Origin of the sequence: Mucilaginibacter sp. R-33, from assembly GCF_049949235.1 — a bacterium.
Lineage (GTDB): Bacteria > Bacteroidota > Bacteroidia > Sphingobacteriales > Sphingobacteriaceae > Mucilaginibacter.
In genome coordinates this window covers 6,217,581-6,229,492 of record NZ_CP188089.1, presented here as the reverse complement: position 1 = coordinate 6,229,492, position 11,912 = coordinate 6,217,581, and the positions used below count along the sequence as shown (strand labels likewise).

Here is an 11,912-nt window from a genome sequence, read left to right as displayed (position 1 = left end):
GTATAAAAAGACTTTCTTTCTGCAAGTTTTATTTATAATTAGTTTAAATAAGAAAATAAAAACCCACGCAAACCGAAGCTGCGTGGGTTTTATTTGATGCGGAAAGTTCTAATTAAGCATTATTTGATTAGGGCCCAATACTTTAGCTATATGACAATTACATCCACCCGAAATTTTAAACAGCGCTGTTTGGGTGGCACCTGTTTGGATATTGGTTACAGTAAGTTCTACGTCATCGCCCTCGGTCGAGAACTCGTTTTTATTATTATCTGTAGCGATGGTGTACAAATGCGGACCTACAGTTGTTGAAGGAGGCCCCGGGTTTCCTTTAGCTACTATGGTTTGTTTGGTACGTAGATTTACAACCTTTACATCTTTTCCAAACGCTATTTGGCCATCCTTATCAACAAAATTCACAATTAGCGATGCGAAACTCAGGGTGCAGGCCTGGCTTGGACAGCCGGTTTGCTGATCATGTTTTTTACAGCCCAATAAGACTGAAGCTATCATAAAAAGGATGATGTATTTATACATGGCTGTAGGTTTAATTAATAGCCTTTACGACATCATGGTATAAAATGCGACAGCCCCATGTATTTTACATAGGGCTGTTGTGTTCTGGAAACAAAAGCTGCAAATATCTTACAGGTATCTATCGGCGTTTGCTTTCTAAGTACTTATTAGAGAAAGCTCCCGCAACTCTCTCATCTTTGTCATCATAAATAGCCCAATCCTCTACATCTTTTACATTTACTGATACGCTATCACCCATATGGATATTTTTTACATCTATGGCCGAATCAATAAATGTACCGTTAAACCTATTTGATTTATATTCGAGGATTTGCGACCACATATGCTCATGGGTATCTCCGTCTTTAAAATCTGATTTTATAACAAACCTGAATCCTTCAGTCTTTTTAGCTAATGCTTCAATAAATTGAGACATGTGTTTCTGAGCAGTATCCTTCAAAGCTAAAAAAGTTGGATCATCTTTTTTTAATATAGCACCAGGCTCCATCTTGCTTTTTCCACCTTTGCAGCCAGCGCAGACCGTTATACATAATAAACAGATATAGATACCTCGCTTCATACTATTCAACAACCCTAACCTTTAAATAACTCGGATTAGCTTTTGAGGTGTAAACTTTATGCGTAGCCTTTTTAAAATCGGTATCTTTTGCCTTCATAATATCCTGAAACTGCTGTGTGTTCCTATCAATAAGCGGGAACCAGGTACTTTGTACCTGAACCATCATGCGGTGCCCTTTTTTGAAGGTGTGCAGCACATCCTGTAATTCAAAATTTACCGGCGTTACTTTTCCAGGCACAAAGGGTTCGGGTTTATCAAAACCGTTGCGGAACTTGCCGCGCATGGCCTCGCTGCGTACCATTTGCTGGTAGCCACTCAGGTACACCTCCTTGCCTGCCCATTTGGTATTTTTGGTAGAGTCGGGATAAACATCAATCAATTTAACCACCCAATCAGCATCTGTGCCTGTAGTTGATACTTTAAGATTGGCCCAGATATTACCTGCGATGGTTACATCCTTATCTAAAATATCAGTTTCGTAAGTAAGCACATCAGGGCGTTGCGATGCAAAACGTTGATCGGCGGTCATGTATTCGCGCTTCATATCCATATCAATGCTATTGATGAAAGGCACCGGTTTGTTAGGGTCGGATATAAACTCATCAAAAGTATTTGCAACTGCTACAGGGATTGCGAAAGACAACTTGCCACCGGGAAGCAGGTATAGATTTTTTTCTGTAGCTTCTTTTGGAGGCCAGGTATTATAGGTTTTCCACTGATTAACACCGGTTTCAAACGTTGATACCGGCTTCAGGTCAAAGTCAGCAGTACCTTTTAAATAGTGGCTAAAAAAGGCGAACTCAATTTTTTCACGGTAGAAAGGGCCGGTAGGGCTGCCGAACCCCACATCGCCCAGGTGATCCCCGTCACCTCGTGCCCAGCCCCCGTGCACCCAAGGGCCCATTGTAAAGTAAACCGGGGTTTTAGGATTTTCTTTAACCAGCGTTTTATAGGTATTGATAGCTCCGTATAAATCTTCGGCATCGTACCAGCCGCCGGTTACTAGTACCGCTGTTTTTATATCATGCAAATGATAAAGCACATTACGGTCTTTCCAATGCTGATCGTAGTTAGGGTGATCAAGCATTTCGTTCCATAAACGGATAGTATCCTTATAGTATTTAGTGTTTGAATTTTTTACCGATCCCATCTTCAGGAAAAAGTCATATCCATCTTCGGTGCCTGCATCAAAACCTTTGCCGCGGCGCTGGGTGGGTTTATCGTCCTGCCTGTTGGTAAAGCCAGGGTAAAAACCAAAGTTGGCAACCAGCATAAACGCGCCGTTATGAAAAGCGTCATCGCGATACAAGTCGGCAATTGGAGCCTGCGGCGATGCGGCTACCAGGGCCGGGTGACGGCTTAACAAAGCAGTGGTGGTGTAAAAGCCGGGATACGAAATACCCCATACTCCTACCTTGCCATTGTTGTTGGGAATGTTTTTCAGCAGCCAATCAATAGTATCGTAAGTGTCGGTGCCCTCGTCAACATCCTTATTGGTTTTATGATCTTCTTTTTCGGGAGTCATTTCTTCGTAAATGCCTTCACTCATCCAACGTCCTCGTACATCCTGGTAAACAAAGATGTAACCATCATGCGTAAATAACGACGATGGGCCAAGGCTGCCTTTATACAGTTCGGTACCGTACGGCGCCACACTGTACGGGGTCCGGTCCATCATGAAAGGATATTTTTTAGATTGATCCTTTGGCACATATACCGAGGTGAACAGCTTTTTACCATCCCGCATCGGGATCTGGTATTCATATTTTTGATAATTGGCTTTGATGTACTCAGCATCGGGCGCTTTGGGTTGCGCGTAAAGACCTGATGCCGAAAGCAAAAGGCAGAGAACGAAAAGTAAATTTTTCTTCATAAATTTTTTGTCAGTCAATCAAATGTAACCGAATAAAATAAAAAGGGCAACTAACGATATGGCTATTTACAAAAAGCCTCTTTTTTGTTACAGAACAAAGGTTTTTATTATAATTAAAATCAAGCACAATAAGCACCTTTATTAACCATAATAATATTTTTATAAAATAATAATTAAAACCTGTAGGCAATTATACTCGTTTAATGGTCTATTACTTTGAACCAAATAATACCCGAGCGAGAACCTAAGCGCCCGGCAACCTAAAATATTTAAACAGTTTTTTTAAGAGATAGTGACTATCCCCTGGCTATGCCATGGGCCGGCTTTTCTCAAACCAGTTATGCTAAAACAATTTATCTTTTATAAACAATTTAACAAACACACAAATTATGAGAACAAACCTTAATCTACCACTTACAAAAACACTAACCGCCATATTCGGCGCAGTTGTACTCCTCACATCCGCCTGTAAAAAAGAAAAAGCTGCACTGCCTACTGATACCGGCAACACCCCGTCAAAGTTAAGCACCAACGCCATAGGCGTGGCCGGGCCTAAGGGTGTTTGCTATGTGGAGGTAAATAATAATGATATCCGCAATGTGGGTAACTACACCCTCTCAACCGGGGAGCAGCTTTTTGATATTGCTATTATATTTGCGGCCAACATCAACTATGACACCGGCACGCAAAAAGCAGTGTTGTACTTTAACCCGCAGGTAACCAACGTACTCAACAATAAAGCTACTTACATTCAAAGCCTGCAGGCTAAAGGTATTAAGGTATTGTTATCTATTTTGGGCAATCACCAGGGCGCGGGGATCTCTAATTTTCCTTCTCAGGCTGCCGCAAATGATTTTGCTCAGCAATTAAGCAACGCCGTTACCACTTACGGACTGGATGGTATTGACTTTGACGATGAATATGCCGATTATGGCACCAATGGTACCGGCCAGCCAAATGACAGCTCATTTGTTTACCTCGTTACTGCCCTGCGTAACCTGATGCCTACCAAAATAATTTCATTTTATTTTTATGGCCCGGCAGCGTCACGGCTGAGTTACAATGGAGTAACGGCAGGCTCAAAAGTTAACTATAGCTGGAACGCTATTTATGGCACTTATTCTGTTCCAAACGTTCCGGGACTCACCGCCGCCAACCTTGGCCCGGCCGCCATTGATATTCAAAGCACCAGTTCATCAACCGCTGCGTCGCTGGCAACCCAAACCGTAAATAATAATTATGGTATTTATCTGTATTACAATTTGCCTAATAGCGACGTTCATACTTACCTTTCGAGTGTATCAAACGCGTTATACGGCAAATCTACAGTATATACGGAAACCAGTACTACGGGGGTAACTTTTTACCAGGACATCAATTACGGAGGCACAGTTACCAGCGCCATACCTAAGGGCACTTATACCCTGGCACAACTGCAGGCTTATGGCTTTGTAGATAACTGGGCTTCATCGGTAAAAATCCCAACCGGCTGGACAGTGACCATGTATGCAAACGATAACTCTACGGGCACATCATGGACACGGACATCGAACACATCTAATTTTACCACCCTATCACCAAATGCAAACGACGTGGTGACTTCGGTTAAAATTCAATAAAACAAACGGGGCGGGATATTCTTGATGTCCCGCCCGCTCTTATTCATTCTTTATTAAAAAATAATCACCTAAAGCATCACTGCCTTCTTCCATAATTTCCCAACCCAATGCTTGATAAAACTGAAACGCCGCTTCATTTTAACAAGACACTTTAACCTAAGCGGAGAGGGATAATTTTGAGCAGCCAAAGCCAACAGGGCTTTTCCGATGCCTTTTCGTCTGTATGCAACGTGCACATATAAATGATGAACAAAAGCATCAGGAGGCCATACAGCCATAAACCCAACAGTCTCATTATCACAGGTTGCTACCCATATATCCTCATCGTGCGTATGAGCATCAAAATCATTTAATGTAAACAAATTACTGTCCATCCAATGAAATGCCTGTATGCGACAAAGCAGGTAGATTTCCCTAAGTTTATCACGATCTGCTTTATTAATTGGATGGATAAGTACGTTAGTTGATTTCAACACAGTTACGATACGATTCATTAATCGTTTGACTTTGCGGTTGCAAACAGTTCCTTTAAATTATCATTTTCGAAAACAATCGAAGCAAAATTATATGTTGTTTTTCCGCAATTCATCTGCCGCGTAATTTGCCGCCCTTGCAGTTAGGGCCATGAAAGTTAAAGATGGGTTTTGAGTACCGGTAGATGTCATACAAGCACCATCGGTTACAAATACATTGGGGCATGCATGCAATTGGTTCCATTTATTTAGCAATGAGTTTTTAGGATCGGTTCCCATCCTCACTCCTCCCACCTCGTGGATATCTAAACCAGGCGCCTGCTTGCTATCGTTAGGGACGATGTTTTTACATCCCGCCTTATTAAGCATCTCGGCACCCTGCTGCAAAAAATCGTTCAGGGATTTTACATCGTTATCATCATAATCTACAGAAACGGATAATAATGGTATTCCCCATTCATCTGTTCGGTCTTTACTCAGGCTCACCTTGTTTTCGGCCTTGGGGATGGTTTCGCCCTGCATCATCATATATACATTCCAGTTGCCTGGTTCGGAGATATTTTCCTTATAGTTAGCCCCAATCTGGTCGCCGTCAACAGCGTGGCCCCAACCGCTCCTCGTGGCGGTATAAAAGGTCATGTAGCCCCTTAAAAAATCCGTTTCCTGTTTATAAACGTTTCTAAAATTAGGCATCATAACCGCAGCAGGCCTCCGGCCATAGTAATAGGTATCCAGGTAACCATCAATGGTTGCCGTTAACGACCCGCGATAATTATGAAATGCAATATACCTGCCAAGCAAATCATTATCGTTTCCTAAACCGTTTGGAAACCTGCCTGATTTTGAATTGAGTAAAATAAGATTAGAGTTTAACGTAGCAGCGTTTACAAAAATAACGCGGGCATAATATTCTGTAACCGATTTAGTGTGTGCATCTATTACCCTGACACCTGTTGCCTTTCCCTTTTTTTCATCGTAAATAATTGAATGTACTACGGCATCGGGCCGGAGGGTAAGATTCCCCGTTTTGGCCGCCCATGGCAAGGTTGATGAATTAGAGCTAAAGTACCCTCCAAAAGGGCACCCCCGCTCACATAAACTCCTGGCCTGGCATTGCCCCCGGCCCTGTTGTAAATGAATTGGTTGCGGTTTGGTTAAATGCGCGCACCTGCCAATAACAACATGCCTGTCATGGTATGCATCCATGATTCTTTTTTGAATCTGCTTTTCAACCACATTCATTTCCCATGGCGGCAAAAACTCGCCATCGGGCAGCGTTTCCAGCCCATCCCTGTTGCCGGCAATCCCTGCAAACAGCTCTACATGGCTATACCAGGGTGCAATATCGTTGTAACTTACAGGCCACGTTGTTGCAAATCCATCCCTTGCCGGCCCTTCAAAATCAAACCTACTCCAGCGCTGGGTTTGCCTGGCCCATAACAACGACTTACCGCCTACCTGGTACCCGCGAATCCAATCAAAAGGTTTTTCCTGAACATATGGATGCTCTTTATCTTTAACAAAAAAATGAGTTGTGGCCTCGCTAAAAGCGTAACACTTTTCGGCAATCGGATTTTCGCTTTTTATGGTATTAGGTAAATGTCCCCGATGGGGGAAATCCCAGGGATTTTTAGTTGCAGTTGGGTAATCTTTTAAATGAGTAACATTCCGGCCACGTTCCAGCACCAATGTTTTCAGCCCTTTTTCGCACAGCTCTTTGGCAGCCCATCCGCCGCTGATGCCCGATCCAATCACGATGGCGTCAAACTTGTGCTGAGCCTCTCCTCCTGAATTAATGTTGATCATATTTCATAATTGGCTTAAACAACAATGCAAAACTCAATTTGAAGTTAAGATAATTATCAGGGAATAAATTGATCAGCAACAGATTTAAACAAAAAAAGCCCCGTTACCGGAGCTTTTTTGTCTATTTTAATTCTTATTAGTCGTTGATTGCTTTTACACCTGGCAATTCTTTACCTTCCATGTATTCAAGCAAAGCACCGCCGCCGGTTGATACGTAGCTTACCTCATCGGTCATGCCAAATTTAGCTACGGCCGCAGCAGAGTCACCACCACCAATCAAGGAGAAAGCGCCGTTCTCTGTCGCTTTAGCTACAGCTTCGGCAATTGCTTTGGTACCGCCTAAAAATTTCTCCATTTCAAAAACCCCCATCGGGCCGTTCCATAAAATGGTTTTTGATTCTTCAACTACTTTGCTGAATAAAGCAACAGTTTCAGGGCCGATATCAAGGCCCATCCAGTTATCCTTTATTTCGCCGGTTTTGGCAACATCAGTGTTAGCATCATTTGAAAATGCATCGGCAATAATATTATCTAAAGGCAACAACAGGTTTACGCCTTTTTCTTTAGCTTTTTGCCTTAGGCTGATTGCCAGATCAAGCTTGTCCATCTCAACCAGAGAGGTACCAATGTTACCACCATCAGCTTTAGCAAATGTATAAGCCATACCGCCGCCGATAATCAGATTATCGACTTTCTCAAGCAATTTTTCAATAAGCTCAATTTTGTCAGAAACCTTTGAACCGCCCATAATAGCTGTGAAAGGCTTTGGCGCATTGTTCAGGATCTTTTCGGCATTGTTTAATTCGGCTGCCATCAGGTAGCCAAAGTATTTGGCGTCAGGGAAAAACTGAGCGATGATAGCGGTTGAAGCGTGTGCACGGTGAGCGGTACCGAATGCATCGTTCACATATACATCACCTAACTTTGAAAGCTTTTCTGCAAAGGCAACATCACCTTTTTCTTCTTCTTTATAAAAACGAAGGTTTTCTAATAATAAAACTTCGCCATTGCCAAGTGCTTTTGCTTTTTCAACAGCCTGCTCGCCGATACAATCATCAGCAAACTGTACCTGCTGACCAAGCAGATCAGACAAATGAGATACGATATGTTTTAATGAATATTTTTCTGTAGGACCATCTTTCGGTCTGCCTAAGTGCGACATCAGAATAACTTTACCGCCATCTTTCAATATTTTTTTTATGGTTGGCAAAGCTGCCGTCATGCGGTTATCGTCGGTAATATTATAATTTTCATCAAGAGGCACGTTAAAATCAACCCTGATGAGGGCTTTTTTACCTGCAAAACTAATTTGATCTACTGTTTTCATATCTATTAAAGGGTCATTTGTTATGAACGGCCGCAAATTGAGCATTTTAATTCAAAATACTGAACGAAAAACGAAAAAAGCTGCTTTAATCGGCCAAAATTTCATCTTATTTTAACATACATTACATAATGAGGACCAATGCCCGGCACCTCAAATTCGGGCGAAACGACCTCAAAACCAAGGCTGTTATAAAAGTGCACTGCTTTTTTACGGGCATTGCACCACAGATAATCGGCCTTTTGCCCTCTCAGGCATACCAAAGCAAAGTTAACCAACTGATTGCCGAAGCCCTGCCCTCTATATTTTTCGATAGTGGCCATACCCCTGAGCTGGTATCCGGTACCGTTAAATTCGCCATAACTTTGCGGGTGAAATGAAGCAATACAAGCCAGCTCATCATTAACAAAATAGCCAAGGTGAAAATTGCCTTCATTATTATCTGATGGGAAACGGCATTCATCAAGGGTCAGCCTACCTTCGCGCAGTACCTCATTACGCACATGCAGCAGCTCATCAACTTTTATAAACTTGATCATACAGCAAAATTGAAAAAATTCATGGAACAGGAAATTTTAATTCCACTAAAATTAAAGCAGCAACGCTTATTTTGCGTATACCGGGAGCTACTCAAATTATACAGAAAATACCTTATGCTACCGCTTAGGCAGGCTGTTTTTTAAGTTCTGCTATTCGTACTACCAAATCGGCCAGCCGGCTGCTGTATCCCATTTCATTATCATACCAGCCAACAACTTTTACAAGGCCACCCACTATTGACGTTAGTTGGGCGTCAAAAATGCAGCTGTGCGGATTATCCAATATGTCGGTTGATACAACAGGATCTTCCGTATATTCCAGTACATTTTTCATTGGCCCGTTTGCAGCTTGTTTAAATGCTTCATTAATTTGAACTATGGTTGGTTGCTTTTTGAGGCTGCAGGTAAAATCAGTTAATGAACCATTAAGTACCGGTACACGAATCCCTGCTCCGCCCAAACGGCCGTCCAAATGAGGGAATATAGCTGTTATTGCTTTAGCAGCACCCGTAGTGGTGGGTATAATAGAGGCCGATGCGGCCCTTGCCCGCCTAAGATCTTTATGAGGTGCGTCATGCAGGCTTTGATCGCCGGTCATGGAGTGAACGGTGGTAATGTAACCATCAATGATGCCCCAGTTTTCATCTAATATTTTTACCATTGCGGCAACATTATTAGTTGTACATGACGCGTTTGACAGCACAGAAGATTGTAGGTCAACCTCCCGGTCGTTTACGCCAAGCACTACAGTTGGTACATTTTTATCGGTTGATGGTGCAGATATGATAACCTGTCGTGCCCCGGCGGTTAAATGAGCCTCAGCACCAGTTTTGGAAGTGAATTTACCTGTAGATTCTATTACAATATCAATATCCAGCGTTTTCCAGGGCAGTTTAAGAGGGTCGCGCTCGGCAAATACCTGTATGTGGTTACCGTTAATAATAAGGCTGTTATCGTCAAAACTCACCGTACCTTTAAACCCCCGATGAACAGAGTCATACTTAAATAAATGCGCGAGGGTTTGCGTATCGGTAAGATCATTTATAGCTACCACCCGTATTTCGGGATGCAATAAAATATTCCTTAAAAATATGCGGCCAATGCGGCCAAACCCGTTTATAGCTATCTTCATGGTATGCTGATAAATAAAGCATCAAAGTTAATGAAGATGGATGGTTAATTTGTTTATTTACGGTATTACTACTTGCAGGTTACAATTGGTTATTAGTCGCTAAAATTCCGGACTACCAGAGCTTCGTCTTTTTTTGAACGGATAAAATAAGTGATCATCCCGTTAAAGGATATCGACAATAAAAATATAAGGACAATAAGCCAGGAGTTATTTAAATTATTAAACACCAGTACCATTACTATCGAAACAAGGTTCAGGCATCCTAAAACAAAAGTCGTTTGCAAATGCGTTAAACCCATTTTTAACATACGGTGGTGGATATGGTTGCGGTCTGCATCAAAAGGGGATTTTTTATTTAAGATCCGGATAGTGAAAACCCTGAGTGTATCAAAAACAGGGCCTATAAGTATCGCTACGATTAATGCCGGTGCTGTATATATGAAAGGCAGTTTGACCGTCGAAACTTTACTTAACTCAATAAATTTAATAGCCATTACTGCCGATACCAGGCCAATGAGCATGGCGCCCGTATCGCCCATAAATATTTTAGCAGGAGTTATGTTAAAACGCAAAAAACCAACCACAGCCCCAACCATAGCAAGCGAAATTGCTGCAAGCTCGTACTGGTTCATATAAATAAAAAGCGCCGCAAAAGCGCTGTTGGCAATAATCCCTGTAGTTGCAGCCAGCCCATCAATACCATCAATAAGGTTAAACGAATTAATGATAAGCATAATAACAAGTATTGACAATATTACACTGGGAATATATGGCAACGCTGCAATATCAAACACCCCATACATGCTGCTGATCCGGATATCTCCGGGGATAACAAGTATGGCTGCAACCACAAACTGGATCATAAACTTAGTACTTGAATTAACCCCCGAAAGGTCATCCTTCAGCCCCATTGCAAACAAAATAATACATGCGGTAAGCAGGTAACTAATCGGCAACGATTTGTCGATAATACTGAATAACAAAACTGTAATAGTAAAGCTCACAAAAATAGCAACACCTCCTAAGCGGGGAATACCATGATCATGCTGTTTCCTGAAATGACCAACATCATCATATAAATGGCGGGCACGTGCAACATGTAAAATCGAAGGGATACATAATAATGTTATAAGGGTTGAAAATACAACTATTAGCACATTATAAACAAAATGATAAGAGCGTAGAAATTCAAGCATATGCTACAAATATGTTAGTGACCGGCTTATTCATTTATGAGTACTTATACGAAGCGCAACCCAAAAGGTTAACTAAAAATTAAAGAAATTGAAAAATCTTCCTTATGGGCTTCAACACAATTGCCAAAACAGGTAAAAACACTTTATTTTTACGCATTGCTTTCAAATCAAATGACCACGCCTTAAACCTGTTCATTAAATTGCTGTTGCTTATACCCCCTACCTGCATTTTAACCATAACTTTGTTAAGATAAAAGCTCCTTACCTGCCCTTTATGCAGAAACCTCGCCATTAATTCATAATCGCCTGCAGAACCGTATTCAAGACTGTAAAAGCCGTGTTTTTCAAACAAATATCGTTTACAGTAAAAGGTAGGATGTGGGGGCATAAAACCACGGTTAAAGGAATTTTTTCCACAAGCGTGACTTTTCCATTTACGGGTAATTTTCCCTGCAGAATTTATATAATCAAGGTTTCCGTAAATGATTTCTGTATCACTGTTTGAAAAAGCCTGTGCCACTGCTGATAAAACTTCCTGGTCTGCAAAAAAATCATCGGCATTAAGCATACCTATTATTTCGCCTGTTGCTAAACGGATCCCCTTATTAATTGCATCATAAATGCCTTGGTCAGGCTCAGATATCAAAACTTTGATGTGCGATTTATATTGGTTAATTATTTGCAGGGAATTATCTGTTGAGCCGCCATCAATTATAATATACTCAATGTTGTTGTAATTCTGGCCGATAACAGATTCGATACATCTTTTAATAGTATCCTGGGCATTGTAAACAACAGTGATAACCGAGATCTTCAACCTTGCAACTTTGGGAAAAATACAACGTATTAATACCCCG

The 11,912-nt window shown here is 41.5% G+C and carries 11 protein-coding genes; 1 reads left to right on the top strand and 10 read right to left on the bottom strand.

Annotated elements, in window-relative coordinates; genetic code table 11:
• Positions 1-108 precede the first annotated feature (108 nt).
• From ACP26M_RS25990 to ACP26M_RS25980, 3 genes are all read right to left on the bottom strand, one after another.
• The gene (locus ACP26M_RS25990; protein ID WP_426584585.1) at positions 109-534 is read right to left on the bottom strand and encodes a hypothetical protein; all 426 of its coding nucleotides are present in this window, start codon (positions 532-534) and stop codon (positions 109-111) included.
• A 118-nt stretch (positions 535-652) separates the two neighbouring features.
• The gene (locus ACP26M_RS25985) at positions 653-1,093 is read right to left on the bottom strand and encodes a DUF2314 domain-containing protein (protein ID WP_426584583.1); all 441 of its coding nucleotides are present in this window, start codon (positions 1,091-1,093) and stop codon (positions 653-655) included.
• 1 nt (position 1,094) lies between these two features.
• On the bottom strand, positions 1,095-2,966 hold the full coding sequence (locus ACP26M_RS25980; RefSeq protein ID WP_426584581.1) for a CocE/NonD family hydrolase: 1,872 nt from the start codon (positions 2,964-2,966) through the stop codon (positions 1,095-1,097).
• 389 nt (positions 2,967-3,355) lie between these two features.
• On the opposite strand from ACP26M_RS25980, the gene ACP26M_RS25975 reads away from it, so the two are divergent.
• A complete protein-coding gene (locus ACP26M_RS25975) occupies positions 3,356-4,585 on the top strand; it encodes an endo-beta-N-acetylglucosaminidase H (RefSeq protein ID WP_426584579.1) in 1,230 nt (409 codons plus the stop codon).
• A 68-nt stretch (positions 4,586-4,653) separates the two neighbouring features.
• On the opposite strand, the gene ACP26M_RS25970 is transcribed toward ACP26M_RS25975, so the two are convergent.
• The 7 genes from ACP26M_RS25970 to ACP26M_RS25940 form a co-directional block, all read right to left on the bottom strand.
• The gene (locus ACP26M_RS25970; protein WP_426584577.1) at positions 4,654-5,079 is read right to left on the bottom strand and encodes a GNAT family N-acetyltransferase; all 426 of its coding nucleotides are present in this window, start codon (positions 5,077-5,079) and stop codon (positions 4,654-4,656) included.
• 69 nt (positions 5,080-5,148) lie between these two features.
• The gene (locus ACP26M_RS25965) at positions 5,149-6,864 is read right to left on the bottom strand and encodes a GMC oxidoreductase (RefSeq protein ID WP_426584575.1); all 1,716 of its coding nucleotides are present in this window, start codon (positions 6,862-6,864) and stop codon (positions 5,149-5,151) included.
• A 136-nt stretch (positions 6,865-7,000) separates the two neighbouring features.
• Complete coding sequence (locus tag ACP26M_RS25960; RefSeq protein WP_090531276.1) at positions 7,001-8,191, bottom strand: phosphoglycerate kinase; 1,191 nt, start codon at positions 8,189-8,191, stop codon at positions 7,001-7,003.
• A 101-nt stretch (positions 8,192-8,292) separates the two neighbouring features.
• A complete protein-coding gene (locus tag ACP26M_RS25955; protein ID WP_426584573.1) occupies positions 8,293-8,727 on the bottom strand; it encodes a GNAT family N-acetyltransferase in 435 nt (144 codons plus the stop codon).
• Between the two features lie 124 nt (positions 8,728-8,851).
• Positions 8,852-9,859 carry a type I glyceraldehyde-3-phosphate dehydrogenase gene (gene gap / locus ACP26M_RS25950; RefSeq protein WP_426584571.1) on the bottom strand — a complete coding sequence of 336 codons (1,008 nt, stop codon included), beginning with the start codon at positions 9,857-9,859 and terminating at the stop codon, positions 8,852-8,854.
• A gap of 92 nt (positions 9,860-9,951) precedes the next feature.
• Positions 9,952-11,055, bottom strand: a complete 1,104-nt coding sequence (locus tag ACP26M_RS25945) for an MraY family glycosyltransferase (protein ID WP_426584568.1) — start codon at positions 11,053-11,055, stop codon at positions 9,952-9,954.
• Between the two features lie 79 nt (positions 11,056-11,134).
• Positions 11,135-11,872: a glycosyltransferase family 2 protein gene (locus ACP26M_RS25940; RefSeq protein WP_426584566.1), complete on the bottom strand. Its 738-nt coding sequence runs from the start codon at positions 11,870-11,872 to the stop codon at positions 11,135-11,137.
• Positions 11,873-11,912 lie beyond the last annotated feature (40 nt).

Coding starts and splice junctions, on each gene's coding strand:
- gap (WP_426584571.1), bottom strand. CDS start 9,859: ATGAAGATAGCTATAAACGGGTTTGGCCGCATTGGCCGCATATTTTTA.
- ACP26M_RS25965 (WP_426584575.1), bottom strand. CDS start 6,864: ATGATCAACATTAATTCAGGAGGAGAGGCTCAGCACAAGTTTGACGCC.
- ACP26M_RS25955 (WP_426584573.1), bottom strand. CDS start 8,727: ATGATCAAGTTTATAAAAGTTGATGAGCTGCTGCATGTGCGTAATGAG.
- ACP26M_RS25945 (WP_426584568.1), bottom strand. CDS start 11,055: ATGCTTGAATTTCTACGCTCTTATCATTTTGTTTATAATGTGCTAATA.
- ACP26M_RS25960 (WP_090531276.1), bottom strand. CDS start 8,191: ATGAAAACAGTAGATCAAATTAGTTTTGCAGGTAAAAAAGCCCTCATC.
- ACP26M_RS25975 (WP_426584579.1), top strand. CDS start 3,356: ATGAGAACAAACCTTAATCTACCACTTACAAAAACACTAACCGCCATA.
- ACP26M_RS25980 (WP_426584581.1), bottom strand. CDS start 2,966: ATGAAGAAAAATTTACTTTTCGTTCTCTGCCTTTTGCTTTCGGCATCA.
- ACP26M_RS25990 (WP_426584585.1), bottom strand. CDS start 534: ATGTATAAATACATCATCCTTTTTATGATAGCTTCAGTCTTATTGGGC.
- ACP26M_RS25985 (WP_426584583.1), bottom strand. CDS start 1,093: ATGAAGCGAGGTATCTATATCTGTTTATTATGTATAACGGTCTGCGCT.
- ACP26M_RS25970 (WP_426584577.1), bottom strand. CDS start 5,079: ATGAATCGTATCGTAACTGTGTTGAAATCAACTAACGTACTTATCCAT.